Annotated in this window: 18 protein-coding genes; 5 read left to right on the plus strand and 13 right to left on the minus strand. The window is 47.5% G+C overall.

What is annotated here, in order from left to right:
- The first annotated feature begins 29 nt into the window (after positions 1-29).
- Positions 30-692 carry a GMP/IMP nucleotidase gene (gene yrfG, locus L5M38_RS18025; RefSeq protein WP_263179882.1) on the plus strand — a complete coding sequence of 221 codons (663 nt, stop codon included), beginning with the start codon at positions 30-32 and terminating at the stop codon, positions 690-692.
- A 143-nt stretch (positions 693-835) separates the two neighbouring features.
- Here yrfG and L5M38_RS18030 read toward each other — a convergent pair whose 3' ends face one another.
- The 12 genes from L5M38_RS18030 to gspC all read right to left on the minus strand — a co-directional run bounded on the left by L5M38_RS18030 (position 836) and on the right by gspC (position 12,500).
- Positions 836-1,597, minus strand: a complete 762-nt coding sequence (locus L5M38_RS18030; protein ID WP_173497004.1) for a type II secretion system protein N — start codon at positions 1,595-1,597, stop codon at positions 836-838.
- A 14-nt stretch (positions 1,598-1,611) separates the two neighbouring features.
- A complete protein-coding gene (locus L5M38_RS18035; protein WP_105251002.1) occupies positions 1,612-2,088 on the minus strand; it encodes a type II secretion system protein M in 477 nt (158 codons plus the stop codon).
- Position 2,089: 1 nt separating this feature from the next.
- On the minus strand, positions 2,090-3,277 hold the full coding sequence (gene gspL / locus L5M38_RS18040; RefSeq protein WP_263179884.1) for a type II secretion system protein GspL: 1,188 nt from the start codon (positions 3,275-3,277) through the stop codon (positions 2,090-2,092).
- A 182-nt stretch (positions 3,278-3,459) separates the two neighbouring features.
- Positions 3,460-4,458, minus strand: a complete 999-nt coding sequence (gene gspK, locus L5M38_RS18045) for a type II secretion system minor pseudopilin GspK (RefSeq protein ID WP_105251000.1) — start codon at positions 4,456-4,458, stop codon at positions 3,460-3,462.
- Entirely contained in the window at positions 4,455-5,237 is a 783-nt protein-coding gene (gspJ, locus tag L5M38_RS18050; RefSeq protein WP_263179885.1) for a type II secretion system minor pseudopilin GspJ, read from the minus strand. Before gspJ ends, gspK begins: the two co-directional genes overlap by 4 nt.
- Positions 5,218-5,586 carry a type II secretion system minor pseudopilin GspI gene (gene gspI / locus L5M38_RS18055; protein WP_105250998.1) on the minus strand — a complete coding sequence of 123 codons (369 nt, stop codon included), beginning with the start codon at positions 5,584-5,586 and terminating at the stop codon, positions 5,218-5,220. Before gspI ends, gspJ begins: the two co-directional genes overlap by 20 nt.
- Entirely contained in the window at positions 5,573-6,148 is a 576-nt protein-coding gene (gspH, locus tag L5M38_RS18060; protein ID WP_263179896.1) for a type II secretion system minor pseudopilin GspH, read from the minus strand. The genes gspI and gspH overlap by 14 nt, the downstream gene beginning before the upstream one ends.
- Position 6,149: 1 nt before the next feature.
- Complete coding sequence (gene gspG, locus L5M38_RS18065) at positions 6,150-6,584, minus strand: type II secretion system major pseudopilin GspG (protein WP_105250996.1); 435 nt, start codon at positions 6,582-6,584, stop codon at positions 6,150-6,152.
- Positions 6,585-6,646: 62 nt separating this feature from the next.
- Entirely contained in the window at positions 6,647-7,870 is a 1,224-nt protein-coding gene (gene gspF / locus L5M38_RS18070; protein ID WP_105250995.1) for a type II secretion system inner membrane protein GspF, read from the minus strand.
- Between the two features lie 3 nt (positions 7,871-7,873).
- The gene (gene gspE / locus L5M38_RS18075) at positions 7,874-9,439 is read right to left on the minus strand and encodes a type II secretion system ATPase GspE (protein WP_212600805.1); all 1,566 of its coding nucleotides are present in this window, start codon (positions 9,437-9,439) and stop codon (positions 7,874-7,876) included.
- The gene (gene gspD, locus L5M38_RS18080; protein WP_263179887.1) at positions 9,432-11,546 is read right to left on the minus strand and encodes a type II secretion system secretin GspD; all 2,115 of its coding nucleotides are present in this window, start codon (positions 11,544-11,546) and stop codon (positions 9,432-9,434) included. The genes gspE and gspD overlap by 8 nt, the downstream gene beginning before the upstream one ends.
- Positions 11,547-11,570: 24 nt before the next feature.
- Positions 11,571-12,500 (minus strand): type II secretion system protein GspC, encoded by a 930-nt coding sequence (gspC, locus tag L5M38_RS18085; protein WP_131525237.1) that lies wholly within the window; start codon positions 12,498-12,500, stop codon positions 11,571-11,573.
- Positions 12,501-12,753: 253 nt separating this feature from the next.
- On the opposite strand from gspC, the gene hslR reads away from it, so the two are divergent.
- From hslR to L5M38_RS18105, 4 genes are all read left to right on the plus strand, one after another.
- A complete protein-coding gene (hslR, locus tag L5M38_RS18090; RefSeq protein WP_011848177.1) occupies positions 12,754-13,152 on the plus strand; it encodes a ribosome-associated heat shock protein Hsp15 in 399 nt (132 codons plus the stop codon).
- Between the two features lie 14 nt (positions 13,153-13,166).
- Positions 13,167-14,027, plus strand: a complete 861-nt coding sequence (gene hslO, locus L5M38_RS18095) for an Hsp33 family molecular chaperone HslO (RefSeq protein WP_105250990.1) — start codon at positions 13,167-13,169, stop codon at positions 14,025-14,027.
- Positions 14,028-14,225: 198 nt separating this feature from the next.
- A complete protein-coding gene (locus L5M38_RS18100; protein WP_263179889.1) occupies positions 14,226-15,767 on the plus strand; it encodes a phosphoenolpyruvate carboxykinase in 1,542 nt (513 codons plus the stop codon).
- Positions 15,768-16,025: 258 nt separating this feature from the next.
- Complete coding sequence (locus tag L5M38_RS18105; RefSeq protein WP_263179890.1) at positions 16,026-17,585, plus strand: AbgT family transporter; 1,560 nt, start codon at positions 16,026-16,028, stop codon at positions 17,583-17,585.
- Positions 17,586-17,781: 196 nt separating this feature from the next.
- Here the strand turns inward: L5M38_RS18105 and L5M38_RS18110 are convergent, their stop codons facing one another.
- Positions 17,782-18,138 (minus strand): hypothetical protein, encoded by a 357-nt coding sequence (locus L5M38_RS18110; protein WP_263170025.1) that lies wholly within the window; start codon positions 18,136-18,138, stop codon positions 17,782-17,784.
- Positions 18,139-18,154: the final 16 nt, after the last annotated feature.

Here is an 18,154-nt window from a genome sequence, read left to right on the forward strand (position 1 = left end):
ATTCAGTTTTGCAAAAATAGGAAATACCCATGTTTAACTGGAAGACTATCGATACGGTTCTGCTCGATATGGATGGCACCCTATTGGATTTGCACTTCGACAATCATTTTTGGCTGAATTTAGTACCGCAGGAATTGAGTCGACAACAAGGTGTGAGCCACAACGAAGCGCAGCAATTAGTTGTGAACGCCTATGAGAAAGTCGTAGGCACGCTCGATTGGTACTGTCTCGATTATTGGCAGGAGCAACTGCAGCTCGACATTATGGGCTTGCACCGCACTTTAGTGGATCGTATTCAACTGCGCCAAGACAGCATGCCATTTTTAGCGGCCTTAGCCTCTGCAGGTAAACGGCGCATCCTAGTGACCAATGCGCATCCTAAGAGTCTTGCCCTAAAGCTTGAACATACCGAGCTGGCCGCGGGGCTCGATGCCATGATCTCCAGCCACGAGACGGGTTACCCTAAGGAACACCCACAATTCTGGCTCACCTTGTTTAAGCAATTCAACCTTGAACCAAGTCGCTGTCTCTTTATCGACGATAGCGAACCCATACTCAAGGCCGCTAAACTTGCCGGTGTGGGTCATCAATTAGGGATTGCTAACCCAGACAGTAAAAAACCAGTCAAAGTCTTTCAAGATTTCCCCGCGATTACCGACTATCACTCACTACTGACTGATCTAACGCGATAAAAAGGCTATAAAAAAGGCACCTAAGGTGCCTTCGTTTCTATTCATCGCATTGTTTTATGATCGGACATTTAATCGCAACTCTCGCATTACGGCCTTCACATCTGAGCACTCACATTAAGTTTAAGTGCTCATCTAAAACAGCGCTATAACCCAGGGATCCGCCCCTGATATACCACAGGGAAATAACCATCCGCACCACGCTTACCTAAAATATTCAGCGACTCACGCATATCTTCCGGTTGCTCTGCCGTTTCTTTAATCTTAGCCTCAACCTTCACCATATTGCCTTCATCTAACTGTAAGGTACCAACAATACCAAGCTGGTTCTTGGTTTCATCTGTGGCCAATTGCGCTTTGCCTTCGACACAACTCAGTCCGAGTTCAATATTACCTAGAGGATAGTTACCAAACTGATTCTTAACATTGGTTTGATTCAAAAACAGCTTACCAGACAACTGTTCACACCAAGGCTTACCTTGCTCTAGCGTCTCAACCAACAAACTGACTTCACCGGTAATTTCGGTTCTAAAGGGCAGTTTTGCATTGCCGAGTAAAAAACTATCCGGCGCTTCGAAACGTAGCCCCTGCGCACTTAAGCCTCCCATAGACCAAGAAATTAATCCCTTAGCACTGACAGGTGTTGCGCGGCTGCCCACTTGAAAATCCACTTTCACTTTACCTAAAAATAGCGCCCAAGGACTCAGATCCCAACGCACTTGCTCTACCTGGCGCTGCGGCATACTTAAGGTTTCTATGCTGCCAGACCAAATACTGCCACTCACACCCGAAACACTGATATTCGCGGGCAATGGGGCTAACGCTATCGCAATCTTAGCGGGGAATAGAACGACTAAAAATATTAAATAAATCAGTACGCCTATGATGACTTTTTTTATCAAACTCACAGCTACACCTTAATTTATTGCGCTAATTGGATACGTCTCACTTTGACATAGCCAGGTACATCGGCCTCAGCCAAATCAACACTTTCGAGTGAAAGTCCTTTCTTCTGTACTAACTCACTCAAATAACCTAACAAGGCATCAAAAGGAACATCGTCCATCCACACTTGGATCTTATCGCCTTGGGGCTGCATGCGAGTAATCACTAACCCATAATTGCCCGCAGTTTGGTTAACCACAGAGCTTAAACTGCCCGACGTAGTCGGCTTAGCACCGTTCTGCTTAAGACTCGCTATTTTATTCGCCGTTTGTTTTACATAGTTCAACGTCTGTTGCTGTGCATTGAGGTTACGTAATGCATCGGCTTCAGCATTGGCAATCGGCGTCCAAACACCCCAATAAAAAATACCAATGACTAAAAATACCGAGCAAAAGCCTACTAACTGCTGCTCGCGCGATGCGAGCCCTTGCCACCAAGTCCGCAAATTATCCATCTTATTTGCTCCTCAAGGTTAAGGTACTGGTGACTTGCTCTTCACCGCTATTCATAGTGCCGCCATCGAGTTGAAAACGACGACCGACAATCTCTTTAAACTTCTCGATCTGCGCGTAATTTTTCGCACTCACTTGCATACGGATCTCGTTACGCGCGCTTTCGAATCTTAGGCTATTAGGTTTAAGTTCAGGCACTTGCTTAAAGGCATCCTGTAAACCATCGAGCATGGCAAAAAACTCGGCACCACTGCCCTGTCCCTGCAATGCACGTAACTGACTTTCCATCTGCGAACGTAGGTTAACAATGCGCGAATTTCCCGGGATCACTTGCTGATAAATGGATTCACTCTGGGCTTTAAGATCGGCAACCTGACCATTGACTTGATGTATAGTCAGCCCTTTATTCACTAAGGCCAGCACGCACGCGATGGCGATAACGATGGCAGCGCTCTTCCACATCACCAACTGTTTGCTGTATTCACGCTTCGGCGTGTAAACGCCGCTCAGTAAATTCACTGGCGCATGCAAAATACCGCGGGCCAACACTAACATAGGTAGCTCAAGTGACTGCGGCTTAAGCTCGACACCCTCGAGTTGCATCTCGGTATAACTGGCGACAGAGACTTCGCCCTGTGCAGGCTTAAGTTGTTCTAACGCAATTGGCAACCAAGGCAGAGGTAAGCTCTGGCCCGAAGCTAATCCGGTACGCAGCAATAGCTCATTGCCAAAATTCATTGCCGCCCATTGGCACTCTTGCAATGGCAAGGCTAAACAATCAGGCACAATGCGCTTCACTTTTAAACCCGCTTCGGTCAAACAACTCAGCCAAGTCTGCATTTGCTCATGGGCCACTGCGACCACACTTAAGGCATCACCATCACGTGGACCAACAGTAAAATGCATGGCATCGACATCATCGGCTAAGGCTTCTTCGAGCATAAAAGGCAAGGCTTTCAAGGCTTGGCGTTGACCTTTTTCGGGCAAATGCACACTAGTGAGCGTCATCGCCGCGGCGGGCACTAACACATCGACGGGACGATTGCCCGCACGCTCGGTTAAGGTCGACAAACCTTGGGCATTGGCGAGCTCGCCAGAGGCGATAATTTCCTGTTCTTGCTCTGACCAAACGAGCCAAGAGCACGCTTGCTCTGCTGTTCTGCCTAAGCGAATAAATAGCCGTTCACTCACAGTTTTTCTCCACCAGTCCCAGTCAAGAAAGCGTGACTGAGCTCGTTGCTATTATTTTTGTCCACCAGATTCTGCCGGGTGAGCACTTCCATTATTTTGGCCACCAACATCAAACCCTGACGGGTGAGCACTTCCATTATTTTTGGCCACCAACATCAACCCCTGACGGGTGAGCACTGCCATTATTTTTGGCCACCAAACTGACGGGTGAGCACTTCCATTTTATTACCGCCGCTCTTTTTGAGCACACTTTCCATTCTAAATACGGCGTTATCAACCTTCGCCCCCGAGGCCAATAAAAAATATTGGCTATCGATGACAAAGCTCGACTTCATGGCACCTTCCCACTTGATCGATCCCATGGATGAGCTTTCATAAAAGTCATCTATCTTGGCAAAGCCATCGCCGGGGCGTTGGTTGATGATACTTTCTGCTTCGCCTACCGAAATCTGATTTTCGAGCATGCCAGCTAACAGTGCCGCTTGCTCGACTTCCAAGGTATTCACATTCAGTAATTGCCTGTCATTGCCAGGGATAACGCATACATAGGGCAAGAGTTTCAAATAGATATCTTGGGTGTATCCCATCACTGCCCGTAATTCACTGCGATGATTCATCAGTGTATTGGCCGCACGGTAAGGCACATTTCGCGCTTCGTATTCCGCATCTTCGGCACCATAAGGGCTAGCAGTGGTGTCTTCGTCGATATAATCTTTTAAGGTCTGGGTCAGACGGTCCGCACTAAAGTCGTCCATCCCTAAACTCACCAACAAGGCCTTATATTGCTTCGCCGCCAGCGGCAGCTTAGGTTGACTGTTTTCCACCTCTTTCGTGGTCACAGACAAGGCATTTAAGTTAAAACAGGCGCGCATATCAGTGATCTTGCCAGCAATTTCACCGTATTCCGCCGGAAACACAACATCGGCCATGGCCCAATATTGTTGCCTGTGGACCCGACCTTCCGAGTCGTCTAAATCTTGTTTTAAAATCTTCTTCGCCAGTTCTTCAGCAGAAATCGCGTACCAATAGGCTTGATCGTACTGGGCCAAGTTCAACGTTCGACGCATGGATAACTGATTACGACCTGTGATATTTGTCGCGATGATCACCACCATGGCCACAATCAAGAGCACAACTATCAGTGCGACACCGCGCTGTTTAGACCGAGATTGAGTTCTCATTCGCGGCCCTCATCTTCAGGGTCACCATCACCTGGATCACCAGAACCGTCACCAGGATCGTTCCCCGAGCCATCATCGACTCCATCACCATCTTTGTCTTTATCTTTGTTCGTATCGTCAGGATTTTCGTCTTTATTATCGTCATCCTTAGACTTTTCTGGTGCAACAGCACCCAGCGGCAACAAGAACTTACGTTGGATCTTGCCTAAACCTTCAATCTCAATCTCCATGGCGATCGCTTTAGGTAACTTAGTCGCCTCGACTTTACGCTCCCACTTGTCTTCCATGAAGAAGGAATATTCCACCGACAGCACTTTGTCGATAATCACTGTCTTAACCGGCTCGGCGCCAAACTCAGGCTCAGGATAAGGAAAATACCAACGTTCCAGCCGCCCTTCATGCACCACATACGCCACCGACTGTAAGCTGCCTCGCGGTAATAAACCGTCGGGATTTAACCAGCCTAAACGGTAAAACACTAAGGCTTCTGATTCCGAATCTAAGATATCATTGCCCGTTTGGAAGACGGTCGAACCTCGACCACCTTCGAGTAATCTTGGCGTGCGCGCCACCATTTGGGCGAGATCACGCTCAATCGCACCAAAACCTTGCTGTAGAGCTTTAAGCCGAGTTGAAAACGCGCGCGTCACTTCATCGTTAGTCAGCACTGTGCTGAGTACCGCATTAGAAGCCAAACCTATCATGGCGAAAATCGCGATGGCGATCAGCATTTCCAGCAGGGTGAATCCCCGCTGCGCACTAGTTAGTTTTAAGGACATAACTGCTCACTTGTGCGGCAATACGCTGATATCGTTCGTCTTCACTCACACTAATGCGGATCATACGAAAATTATCGTCCGTCGTTTTCACCACTTCTTTACGCCAATACCAATCCTTTCCTGCGAGCTCAACTTGACCTTCTTTTTTACCGATTTCAGGAAACTGTGGATCAAGTCTGGCATCGACCATCTGATTATCAGCCACCCACTGTGCTAAAGTGCGCGATTCCAGAATTGGCATGTTTGCCATCTGCTCGCCCAAACTTTTAGTGATAGACACGGCCGCAATCGAAAATACGGCAAGGGCAACAATCACTTCGAGTAGGGTCATGCCCTTAACGCGTTTCATCGGGGCGCCCTATGGTTAATCTGCCCAGCGCATCACCGACCACTAACGTTTCGGCCTGCTGGCCTTTGTTAGTTTTAGCGATAAACGTCAGCTCAAAAGCGCTCATTTCACCGCTCGGGAATAGCATGACCTGTGGATCAGGGTGTTTCTTCTTATCATCGGCAGAGGGTTCAATCAGCGGTTCTTCGAACCAAGAATCGTCTTTCTCATCCTCTTGTACCAAAGGTAAACCATCGAGCACTAAGTTCAGTACAACCCCTGGCTCCATTTGCTTTTCAGATAAGAGTCTGTCTTTATCCAAAGGCTCCCACTTACCTTCTTTATAAAAAACAAACTGATAACTGGTTTTCTCAATCACAATACCAATAAACTGGCCACTTAAAACGGTTTCATCAAGCACCATTTCAGTGGCCGCAATAAACTGCCGCGCCGTTCTATCTAAGGCCTGTTGCGGCCCAGAATTGCCGATAGACATAGTCACAGCCGCAGCCGTGAGCCCCATCAACAAAATCACTAGCATCACCTCCATTAAGGTGAAACCAGCGTGACGCAGCTTTAGCATCTTATTGGAAATTCTGTAAATTCCAGTTACCGATGTCATCTTCGGTACCTGGTTGACCATCGGGGCCTGCACTGAAAATATCTAACTTGCCGTTTTCGCCAGGGCTTAACAACAGGTAGTTATTGCGCCATGGATCTTCTGGCAAACGTTTTACATAACCATCTTCACGGTAGTTACGTGGCTCAGGCGAAATCGTAGGCTTTTGCACTAATGCTTCTAAGCCTTGTTCGGTCGATGGATAAACACCGTTATCTAACTTATACATATCTAAGGCATTTTCGAGTGCAACTATGTCAGACACGGCTTTTTGTTGGTCAGCCTTGTCTTTGTTACCCATCAAGTTAGGCACAACCATAGAGGCTAAAATCCCTAAAATCACGATAACAACCATCACTTCGAGTAAGGTAAAACCTTGATGTTTCTTGTTCATTTGCATCGACTACTTCTCCTAAAAAATCCTATGCCAATCGACTTGGTCATAATCCATAAATTCAAAAATTAACCGCTAATCAAGTTATTCAAGGCTAAAATTGGCTGCAAAATTGCCATCACGATAAAGAGCACAACACACGCCATACTGACCACCAGCATAGGTTCGAATACACCCAATGCTATGTTGACGTTACCTTCGAATTCCCTGTCTTGGTTATCGGCGGCCCGCTCTAACATCTGCTCAAGTTGACCACTCTTCTCGCCCGACGCAATCATGTATAACATCATAGCCGGAAACAACTTCGTATTAGTCAACGCTGCACCTAAGCTAGTTCCTTCCCGCACGCGTGCGGTCGCATCGTCAACTGCGGCCCGCACTCGCATGTTCTGCAACACTTCACTCGCGATACGCATACCATCGAGCAAAGGCACTGAACTGGCAGATAAGATACTTAACGTCCGCGCAAAACGCGCCGTATTTAATCCCTTACTCACGCGGCCAACAACCGGCATGCTCAATAAAAAATTATCGTACTTCATCCGAAACGCAGGTGACTTTAACATGCGCCGAAAGAGTGCGAACAGCAGCACTAAGGCGATGACCACAAACACACCATAGTTTTGAACAAAGTCAGAGGCCGAGATCAAAAATCGGGTCGAAGCGGGAAGCTCAGCGCCCATGTGCTCAAACTGTCCGACCACTTTAGGCACAACCGCTGCTAGCAGGATTGAAATCACCCCTATCGCTACTGTGGTCAAAACCGCGGGATAAATCATGGCTTGGGTCAGCTTAGATTTAAGCTGTTGGCGTCGCTCTGTGTAATCTGCTAACCGATTAAGCACCACTTCTAAGTGACCGGACTTTTCACCCGAGGCCACCATGGCACGGTATAAATCATCGAAAATATGCGGAAATTCAGCCAAGGAATCGGCCAGACTATAACCTTCCACCACCCGAGAACGTACCGCCATGATCATGCTCGCGAGACGATCTTTCTCGCACTGCTGACCAACGGCTTTAAGGGATTCTTCAATCGGTAAACCCGCGGCCACTAAGGTCGCAATTTGGCGGGTGATCAAAGCTAATTCAGCAACTGAAATGCCACGTTTGAAAAACGAAAAACTGCTGCTCTTAGCTTTGGCTTCTTTTTCAGTAACAGGCAGTATTTCCAAGGGCATCATGCGCTGATCGCGCAGTTGGCTGCGGGCATGTCTGGCGGTATCCGCCTCAATCACGCCCTTAAGCTGCTTTCCCTTGGCATCCAGTGCCTTATATTCAAATGCTGGCATAAATTACTCCTCGCGAGTCACACGTAGCACTTCTTCGAGAGTGGTGATGCCCGCGAGCACTTTGCTCATGCCATCGTGACGAATGCTCGGTACAAACTGACGAATATACTTTTCGATGGCTAACTCTCCGCGGCCGCCATGGATCAATTCACGCACATTATCGTCAACCAGTAATAGCTCATGAATACCGGTTCGACCACGGTAGCCATTGTTACCACAGGATTTACAGCCATTGGCACGGAAAATACGTCTGTCGTCATCGGCGGCTATGCCCAGCAACTCACGCTCACGCGCATCGGGCACATGCTCGATTTTACATTTAGGACAAAGGGTTCGGATCAAACGTTGAGCCAACACGCCGAGCAAACTTGAAGACACGAGGAATGGCTCTACGCCCATGTCTTGCAAACGTGTAATCGCGCCAGAGGCTGTGTTGGTATGTAGGGTTGAAATTACCATGTGACCAGTGAGTGACGCTTGTACCGCAATTTGCGCGGTTTCGAGGTCGCGGATCTCGCCTATCATCACGACATCGGGGTCTTGACGCAAAATAGCGCGCAGACCACGGGCGAAGGTCATGTCGGCCTTAGTGTTAACTTGGGTCTGACCGATACCGTCTAACTCGTATTCGATAGGGTCTTCTACTGTGAGTATGTTGGTGTCTTTGGAGTTGATCTCCGTCAAACCCGCATACAAAGTGGTACTTTTACCCGAGCCCGTTGGGCCAGTCACCAAAATGATCCCGTGAGGGCGACGAATAAGATCTTCAAACTTAACCCGAATACTGTCGGTCATCCCCAATTGCTCTAAATCGAGGTTGCCAGTATTTTTATCCAGCAGACGCAGTACAACACGTTCACCGTGGCTCGATGGCATGGTCGATACCCGCACATCTACCGCACGACCTGCGATACGCAGCGAAATACGGCCATCCTGTGGCACACGTTTTTCGGCGATATCGAGGCGAGCCATAACCTTAATCCGCGACACTAACAGCGACGACAGTTTACGGTTTGGCTTGAGCACTTCCTTAAGTACACCATCGATACGGAACCGCACTACAAGCTGTTTCTCGTAGGTTTCGATATGGATATCCGACGCTTCTTCTTTAATCGCTTCAGATAACAAGGCATTAATCAATTTGATGATAGGCGCATCATCATCACCTTCAAGTAAGTCTTCGGTCTGCGGCAGCTCTTCGGCAAGGGTGAATAAATCCATCTCGTTGCCTATGTCTTCCATCAACTGCTGCGCTTCAGACGAGTTCGCCTGATATGCTTGAGTGAGTTTGGCCTCAAACTTTGCCACTTCGAGCTTAACCAAAGGCAAATCAACACCCGAATAACGCCGCGCTTCGAGCATAGCCGTTAAGGGTGTTTTACTCGTATAGAACAAGCTTAACGCGCCCGTTTCACCCAGCGCGAGCACCACATCGTGGCGGTGTGCGAAGGCAAAAGGTAAACGCTCTTTACTGCTCGAACGAAATACCTCATCACCTTCAGCTTCAAGGCCTAGCTCATTAGAGACTTGGCTGAGGTCATCGACTTGGGATAGTTGAATTTCACTCATTGGTTTTATCTTTGTTTTTGTTTTCATCGAGCGTTTTGAGCGTTGGATCCGTTTTACGCATCTGAGTATCTAAGCCTTTACCTTCTTTATAACGCTCTAAAATCTCGTTAACTTCAGGAGGTAAATACTCAGACTGATTCCATTCTTCCAACACTGGCACTTGAGTATTTGGCATTAAGTTCACGCCACGCTCTTGCTGCTCAAGCTGTAATGCTCTGAAATAATTATATTTACGCCCAGCAATCCCTTCCATCGTGATGCCATCACGTATAATCGTTGGCTTGATGAAGATCATGAGGTTTTTCTTCGTTTTTTTACTCGAAGAAGATTTAAACAAATGTCCTAGAATAGGGATATCCCCCAAGAACGGTACTTTTTGTATACTTTCTTGCACTTCTTCGTTGATCAAACCACCGAGTACCACAATTTGACCAGAATCCGCCATAACGGTAGTGGTTAAGCGACGAGTCGCGAAGGAAATATCCACGCCTGTATTACCGTTAACCCCAGAAACCTCCTGTTCAATCGTCAGCTTAACTGAGCTGCCTTCGTTGATCTGTGGCACCACTTTCAGTTTAACCCCAACCTCTTTACGCTCAACGGTTTGGAATGGGTTACTGTTGCTCGAGCTGGCGGTAGAACCTGTCAGAATAGGCACTTCGTCACCCACAATAAACGAGGCCTCTTGGTTATCTAAGGTCGTAATAGAAGGCGTTGCCAGTACGTTTGAGTTAGTGTCACTCGACACTGCTTGAATTAAGGCACCAAAGTCGCCCATGGCCACGCCCCAAGCCATACCGTTCACTTTACCTAAGGCTTGGGCGAGTAGCGTCACATCTCCCTTAGTACTCGGGTTTTGACCTATCACCTGACCAGTGCTCGGGTTAGTGATGAATGTCCCTTCTTGATCTTGCGCCTGCCATACACCTGCACCAATTTCACCTATGGTTGGGCCTAAGTTATTAAACTGAGTACCACCACCCGCTTTCGCGGCCCATTGGACCCCAAAGCCGACGCTATCGCCTTCGGCGACTTCCACGATAATGGCTTCTACGAGTACCTGAGCACGGCGGATGTCGAGTTGATTAATCACGCTCTCGATAGTGCGCATCTGATCGGGTTCAGCACTGATCACTAAGGCGTTGGTTTCAGTATGCGCCATGATATTGATTTCATTACGGCGTTTACCACCTGCAGCCTGAGCGCTCGGATCTTTCTCGCCTTCCAACTTTTGGGCAAAACCGGTCAGCACTTCAACTAAATCTTCTGCTTTGGCATAACGTAGATAACGAACTTTTGTGTTACCTGTGCTGGCTTGTTCGGCATCGAGACGACGGATAAGCTCGACCACACGTTGGCGGCTCTTCTCATCACCGCTCACGACCACGGCATTGATACGTTCGTCAGCAACCACTTTTGGCGCTTGGCCTGGCAATTGGGATTGGTTAGCGGTAGCACGATAAAGGGTATCGATAATTCGTACCATTTCACCCGCAGAAGCAAATTCTAACGGCACGACTTGCACCGAGGTATCGCCTTGCTTATCTACTCGACGGATAATTTCGACTAACTTGTTCACTACAGCAGCACGGCCAGACAACATCAAGACATTGGAGGGGTCGTAGTTCACTACGTTGCCGCCACCCGCATTATCATTAAGTTGGCGCAATAACGGCGCTAATTGCTTAGCCTCCGTGTTATACAAGGCCACGATACGCGTCACCATTTCGTCACCAAGGCCGGGGGCGTTATCGTTAGCGACTCGAATTGCAGCGGTTTTGGCATCTTTGTCTTTAATGACTTTAATAACGTTATTTTCCATCTCGACGATGGCATAACCGTAAACTTGTAAGACGTTGAGGAAAAACTGGTAATACTGATCGTCGTTAAGCAGATCATAACTGCGAACGTTGATTTTGCCGCGAATTGTCGGGTCAACTATGATGGTCTTATTCAGGTTTTTACCAACTATATTGATAAATTCTTGAATATCCGTGCCTTTAAAGTTGGCCGCATACTGTTCAGACCAAGCGAATTGGGAGGAGAACATGGCTGCACCCGCAACAACCCCTGCAATCAGCTTGCGTCGAATCCTTTTGTTATTCATTCTTTTTCTTTCCTCTAACGCGTGTTATTGCGGCAAACTAAACATGATTTCAACCAATTGTCCTTCCCGCTCAACCATAATAGAAACTTCGGTTAACTCGGGTAATTGGCTCATCATTTCTAACGCTTGACTCATTACGGTCAAGTCGTATCCATTAATTGATTTGGCTAAATCGTTAGCTTTAAAACCCGCCTGCTTAAACAAATTGGCGTCTTTCCCTGGATTCAAGCGATATCCCGCCACAGCGTCACCCTGTCTGACAGGTGAAATGGCAATATAATCGGTGATCTTACTAGGGTCGGCTAACAATTCGGTGCGGGATTCGGCGAGTTCTTGGGAGATTTCGGCATTTTTACGTTGATCAACACGGCTCACTGCCGAGCCAGTCTTATTAGTCTTAGCTTGTTGTAACTGCTGATTGGCTGGGCTTTGGCTAGTATAAACTAAGCCATCGAGCATTAATGTCTCGTAACGGCCAGCGTTAGTGATGATAATACGGTCGGCATAGACTTCTTTCAGTGATGCCGAAGTGCCCTTAATTTTATCGCCTAAGCTGTAGGTCTCTTGGCTGCCGTTTGACTCAATGATCGCTAAGCCTTTCTGATCCGCTGTCGATGCAACAACGCCAGTGAGCTGAATAGAGAGTGTGGTCTTAGGCGCGTCGGTCACAGTCTCAACAACCTCAGTTTTTGGCTTTTCAGATTTAGCATCTGCCTTACCAAAGAGACCAAGCTGCTGTAAACCCGCAAGATCAACCTGCCCAGCACCTTTACCCGTCAGGTTGACGGGCGTTGGCGACCAAGCGCTGGGTGATGAGCTAGTAGGCACTAATTTCCATGTAATTTGCGCGGCTAACAACATGATCACAATAAAACCCAACCAGAAGACTATCCGGCTTAAGGGCTTATGGGGCATGCCAATGGCTTTCGCGATAACTTTATCTAATAAATCCATATTTTATGTGGACCCTCGATACAGGTCTCTGTTCTGATTATAATAATTAGGCGATTACCGTGTCATGCTAACCTAGGCAGCATTTGGCAACAAGCCCATAACAGCATTCAAATTGGCGAAAATAGGCCAATTATGCTAACTTTGCCCGCCATAAAAGGGTGTGAAGCACGCCACCCTTTAACATAATAGAAATGCTCTTCACGCATTTTCTTGCTCGGCATGTGAACTCATCGATCTTTTAGCTGGAGACACTATGACTCAAGGTCAAAGCGATAAAACAGACATTCGACTCGATAAGTGGCTTTGGGCTGCACGTTTTTATAAAACCCGTGCCATCGCCAAAGAAATGATTAACGGCGGCAAAGTACATTACAACGGCCAGCGTGCCAAATCTAGTAGGAATGCCGAGATAGGCGCCGTCCTTAAGATACGCCAAGGATATGACGATAAAGAGATCGTCATAAAAAAATTATCGCAATTACGCCAAAGTGGTGCGATTGCACAAGAATTGTACGAAGAAACCGCGACAAGTCTGGCTAAACGGGCCATTAATGCTGAGCAACGACGCCTCCACATGCTCAATAACCCGATACCCGATCAGAAACCAGATAAAAAGCAACGACGCCAGCTCATGCGCTTTAAAGACCTTTAACAGTGAGATACACGATGAACCAAGATACTTTACACCGCTACTTGTTCGATAATGCCGATGTGCGCGGTGAACTGGTACAGTTACAAGACAGCTATCAACAAGTGATCAGCGCCCAAGAATACCCAGCCGTACTGCAAGTGCTACTGGGTGAATTAATGGCAGCCACCTCACTATTAACCGCTACATTGAAATTTAGCGGTGATATCAGCGTACAGTTACAAGGCAACGGTCCTGTTTCTTTAGCGGTGATCAACGGTAACAATTTACAAGAGTTACGCGGTGTGGCTCGCTGGAATGCTGAACTCGCCGATGATGCTAGCCTCACAGAACTCTTCGGCCAAGGCTATATGGTCATCACCTTAACACCCGACGAAGGTGAACGCTACCAAGGTGTTGTTGCACTAGACAAGCCAACGCTTGCGGCCTGTGTTGAAGAATACTTCAATCAATCTGAGCAGTTACCTACGGGAATTTGGTTATTTGCCGACGGCAAACAAGCGGCGGGCATGTTCCTACAAATTCTGCCAAGCCAGCAAGATCACAACGCCGACTTCGAACACTTGAGCCAACTGACGTCGACCATCAAGGCCGAAGAGCTATTTACTCTTGATGCAGAAAGCGTGTTACATCGCCTCTATCATCAGGAAGAAGTACGCTTATTTGATCCTATCGATGTGAGCTTTAAATGCACTTGTTCCCATGAACGCAGTGCTGGCGCGATCAAAACCTTAGATCAAGCAGAAATCGAAGCCATACTGGCCGAAGATGGCAAGATAGAAATGGGTTGCGAATATTGCCACGCTAAATACACCTTTGATGCCATAGACGTAGCAACCTTATTTGCTAACGGTCAAACATCAACAACCCAGCAGTAAAACGACTCCCCCTAAAAAATGGGCGCCCTATTTGGCGCCCATTTTTTATTCATACCTATAATCCCCTCACACATTGCACTCGGCTTAGGCTACAATCGCCCTCACTTTGTCACCTAGCACGACTCAGGCGATAAATAAAATTAAATCGGCAGACGATCGATATTAAAATAACCTTACAAATCAAATGGAGACCTCACTATGGCGGATGGATTAAACCGCGTTCACTTTAACCCCTCAACAGCACAACTTGTCGAATTTGCCCTGCTACGCGGCGAAGGTGAATTGACAGCCAATGGCGCATTAGTTGCTAAAACAGGCGCTCGCAGCGGTCGCTCACCTGGCGATCGTTTCATTGTAAGAGAACCCAGTTCAGAAGCTGATATCGAATGGGGCCCAGTCAATCAGGCTTTCGATCCAGGTGCTTTTGAAGGTTTATGGGCACGGGTTGAAGCTTACCTAGCCGATAAAGAACTGTTTGTATCTGATCTCGAAGTCGGTGCCGACACTGAACATTACCAACCAGTACGAGTCACCACGCAATACGCTTGGCACCAACTGTTCGCCCGCAATCTATTTATCATTCCTGAAGAATTTAATCGTAAAGACAAACCAGTGTGGCAGATCATCAATGCCCCTGACTTTATTTGCGTACCAGAACGTGATGGCACTAACTCAGATGCAACCGTGATTTTAAACTTCGCCGAACGTAAAGTGCTGCTTGCTGGCCTGAAATACGCTGGCGAAATGAAAAAGTCTATGTTCTCAGTGCAGAACTTCCTACTGCCAGCCCAAGGCGTGCTACCTATGCACTGCTCAGCCAACGTAGGTAAAGATGGCGACACTACGCTATTTTTCGGTTTATCTGGCACAGGTAAAACCACACTCTCTGCCGATCCAAAACGCTTCCTTATCGGTGACGATGAACACGGCTGGGCACCTGGCGGCGTATTCAATATTGAAGGCGGTTGCTACGCCAAATGTATCGATTTAAGCCAGAAGAATGAGCCCGTGATTTGGGATGCGATTCGTTTCGGCACTGTACTTGAAAACGTCGTTATGGACGAACACCGCGTACCTAACTACAAAGACAGCAGCCTAACGGAAAATACTCGCGCAGCCTATCCGCTGGAGCACATCGCCCAACGTAAAGAAGACAACTGCGGCGCTGAGCCACATGCGGTTGTATTCTTAACCTGCGACGTATCTGGCGTATTACCACCGGTTTCTATCCTGACCAAAGAACAAGCGGCATACCACTTTTTATCTGGCTATACCGCCAAAGTGGGCTCGACTGAAATCGGCTCAACCTCGGCGATTCAATCCACCTTCTCAACGTGCTTCGGCGCACCTTTCTTCCCTCGCCCTGCTGGCGTGTACGCAGAACTGTTGATGAAGCGCATTGAGTCATTCGGTAGCCAAGTGTACTTAGTCAACACAGGCTGGACTGGCGGTCCACACGGTGTAGGTAAACGTTTTAACATCCCAACCACCCGCGCCATCGTCGATGCGATTGTCAGCGGTGAGTTGAAAGATGTGGAAACCGTCCACTTAGGCACCTTGAACCTCGCCGTTCCTGTGGCAGTAAGTGGTGTAGACAGCAATTTACTCAATCCAATCAATACTTGGGGCGATAAAGCGCTATATGCCGAATACGCCCAGAAACTAGCAGAAGCTTTCACTAAAAACTTCGCTAAGTATCAAGTGTCAGACGCTATCCGCAACGCAGGTCCAAAAGCATAAGCGCGTAGTGGATTTGTTCGGTACGGTTATTTAGTCAAAAATATCGTTTCATAAAAAAGCGCGGGTTCAGTCATGAACCCGCGCTTTTTATTTGCGGCTAAATTGATTTAGTGATGATTAAATCCACCCGCACTAAAGCCACTGCGATAGATTTTTATGTGTTTTATTTCTTATCGATTAGTTAAACCAAGCTTAAATTAATGCTGCGTTTTTATAATCACCGATAACAATCATCATTTTTTAGGAAGCGGCACCCAAATGGAAAATCATAAACCTGTCACTGGATTCCAGCGATTTCTCAATGGCGTCGAAGTCGTCGGCAATAAACTGCCCGACCCAGCAGTATTATTTGCGATGTTTCTGGGCTTAGTCTGGTTGATCTCTTGGGGATTATCGGGTGTCAGTTTTGATGAAATCGACCCTCGTACTGGTAACCCGATTCAAGTCGTCAATATGCTTGATGGTGGTGCGTTAACCGCTTTTACCTCGGCGATGGTCACGACCTTTGTGACTTTCCCGCCGCTCGGTGTCGTGCTGGTTGCTATGTTGGGTCTAGGCGTTGCTGAACATACTGGCTTTATTAATGCAGGGCTGCGCTCGATTTTATCTGTTACCCCCAAGATGTTACTCACCCCGGTATTGATAGCCGTGGGTATTCTGAGCCATGTCGCGGTTGATGCGGGTTATGTACTCGTTATCCCACTCGGCGCGGTGATCTTCTATGCCGCGGGTCGTCATCCCTTAGCCGGTATTGCCGCCGCTTTCGCTGGCGTATCCGGTGGTTTTTCTGCGACCGTTGGCGTGCCATCGAGTCTTGATCCTATGTTAGCGGGCTTAACTCAGGCAGCGGCAAGATTATCAGCCGACCCCGCGGCCGCGACATTAACGATTAACCCACTAAATAACATCTTTTTTACTTCGACTTCTGCCATTTTAATTATCTTAGTTGGCTGGTTCTTAACGGATAAAGTTATCGAGCCGCGCCTAAAAAACACTGCGGTGAATGGCGATCCCAGCACGCTCCCAACCCTAGATGAACTGCAACCCCATGAGCGCCGCGGACTCAAATTCGCCATGGCCGCCATGTTGTTGTGTGCATTAGGATTAGTATTAACCGCCTATGGTGAACATTCTGCTTGGCGTGCTACTGACGGCGCCCTAACCAGTGCTTCAGCGCCATTAATGCGCTCCATTGTGGCGATTATTTTTGTGTTTTTCCTCATTCCCGGCATCGTGTATGGCTATGCCGCTGGCACGGCAAACAACCACAGAGCCATTATTCAAGGCATGAGCAAATCCATGAGCGGCATGGGTTATTACATCGTCATGGCTTTTTTCTGCGCCCAGTTTATTTATGCTTTTGGTCAATCCAATTTAGGCGCATTAATGGCCATTAAAGGCGCGTTGGCGTTAAAGGAATTAGCCCTTCCTATGGGTGTGACTTTGGTGGGAATTGTGTTTCTCACGGCGTTCGTCAATCTATTAGTAGGTTCCGCCTCAGCCAAATGGGCATTGATTGGTGCCATTATGGTGCCCATGTTAATGGAACTAGGTGTGTCACCGGATTTGACTCAAGCCGCTTACCGAGTGGGCGACTCATCCACTAATATCATCACCCCACTGATGCCTTACTTTCCGTTAATTGTGGTGTTTTGCCAAAAATACGTTAAGGAATCAGGCATCGGCACCTTAGTGGCACTGATGTTACCGTTTTCAATCAGTTTTCTTTTACTTTGGAGCGGTTTCTTACTGGCATATTGGGCATTAGGCCTGCCTCTAGGGATTGGCAGCTCGCTCTCCTTCCCCGCAATGCCTTAGGGCGTTCAAGAGGTATTCAGAGTGCTTGCGAAATTGAATTCATAATAAACAGGCGCTCAATACCTCAATAACCACTAAATGGTGCACAACTTATTACCTCGCCTTAAACGCAAATGCCGACGTTAACCGTCGGTATTTTACCGCTAACAACACGTAATTTTATTTTATATAGAAACAACAAAATAAAAATAAACACTTAAATATCTATAAACGCATCTCGCTCATAGTAAAAGATAATAGCTTCAAGCAGTTCCTGTTCACTTGGTAGGGCTTTTTGCTGCATCAGGTTATCGATCACATCCTCAATCTGATCCGTGTTTAGCAGATAACCATAGTCACTCCGGCCTAAGCTATCCTCAAAGGCATCGATTTCGTCATCCGATAGGTCTCTCATATCATTCACTATCGGGAATAATGGAGTGATCAGTTGCAGGGATTCACCTTCATCAAGATCTTGATAAACCAGCCAATAACTAAATCCAGGTTGTTCGACGCACTTTCTTATCCAGCACTGTAACGATTCGGGTGGGCCAAAAAATGAGGTGATGTTCATAATGTCCTCGAAATGG

This window comes from Shewanella sp. SM101, assembly GCF_025654465.1.
Classification (GTDB): Bacteria; Pseudomonadota; Gammaproteobacteria; order Enterobacterales; family Shewanellaceae; genus Shewanella; species Shewanella oncorhynchi.

Excerpts from the sequence above, each read along its gene's own strand:
- L5M38_RS18035 (WP_105251002.1), bottom strand. The coding sequence starts at position 2,088 with ATGGATAATTTGCGGACTTGGTGGCAAGGGCTCGCATCGCGCGAGCAG.
- hslR (WP_011848177.1), top strand. The coding sequence starts at position 12,754 with ATGACTCAAGGTCAAAGCGATAAAACAGACATTCGACTCGATAAGTGG.
- gspK (WP_105251000.1), bottom strand. The coding sequence starts at position 4,458 with ATGAGAACTCAATCTCGGTCTAAACAGCGCGGTGTCGCACTGATAGTT.
- gspJ (WP_263179885.1), bottom strand. The coding sequence starts at position 5,237 with ATGTCCTTAAAACTAACTAGTGCGCAGCGGGGATTCACCCTGCTGGAA.
- gspC (WP_131525237.1), bottom strand. The coding sequence starts at position 12,500 with ATGGATTTATTAGATAAAGTTATCGCGAAAGCCATTGGCATGCCCCAT.
- L5M38_RS18110 (WP_263170025.1), bottom strand. The coding sequence starts at position 18,138 with ATGAACATCACCTCATTTTTTGGCCCACCCGAATCGTTACAGTGCTGG.
- gspE (WP_212600805.1), bottom strand. The coding sequence starts at position 9,439 with ATGAGTGAAATTCAACTATCCCAAGTCGATGACCTCAGCCAAGTCTCT.
- gspD (WP_263179887.1), bottom strand. The coding sequence starts at position 11,546 with ATGAATAACAAAAGGATTCGACGCAAGCTGATTGCAGGGGTTGTTGCG.
- L5M38_RS18100 (WP_263179889.1), top strand. The coding sequence starts at position 14,226 with ATGGCGGATGGATTAAACCGCGTTCACTTTAACCCCTCAACAGCACAA.
- yrfG (WP_263179882.1), top strand. The coding sequence starts at position 30 with ATGTTTAACTGGAAGACTATCGATACGGTTCTGCTCGATATGGATGGC.
- gspG (WP_105250996.1), bottom strand. The coding sequence starts at position 6,584 with ATGCAAATGAACAAGAAACATCAAGGTTTTACCTTACTCGAAGTGATG.
- hslO (WP_105250990.1), top strand. The coding sequence starts at position 13,167 with ATGAACCAAGATACTTTACACCGCTACTTGTTCGATAATGCCGATGTG.
- gspF (WP_105250995.1), bottom strand. The coding sequence starts at position 7,870 with ATGCCAGCATTTGAATATAAGGCACTGGATGCCAAGGGAAAGCAGCTT.
- gspI (WP_105250998.1), bottom strand. The coding sequence starts at position 5,586 with ATGAAACGCGTTAAGGGCATGACCCTACTCGAAGTGATTGTTGCCCTT.
- L5M38_RS18105 (WP_263179890.1), top strand. The coding sequence starts at position 16,026 with ATGGAAAATCATAAACCTGTCACTGGATTCCAGCGATTTCTCAATGGC.
- gspH (WP_263179896.1), bottom strand. The coding sequence starts at position 6,148 with ATGCTAAAGCTGCGTCACGCTGGTTTCACCTTAATGGAGGTGATGCTA.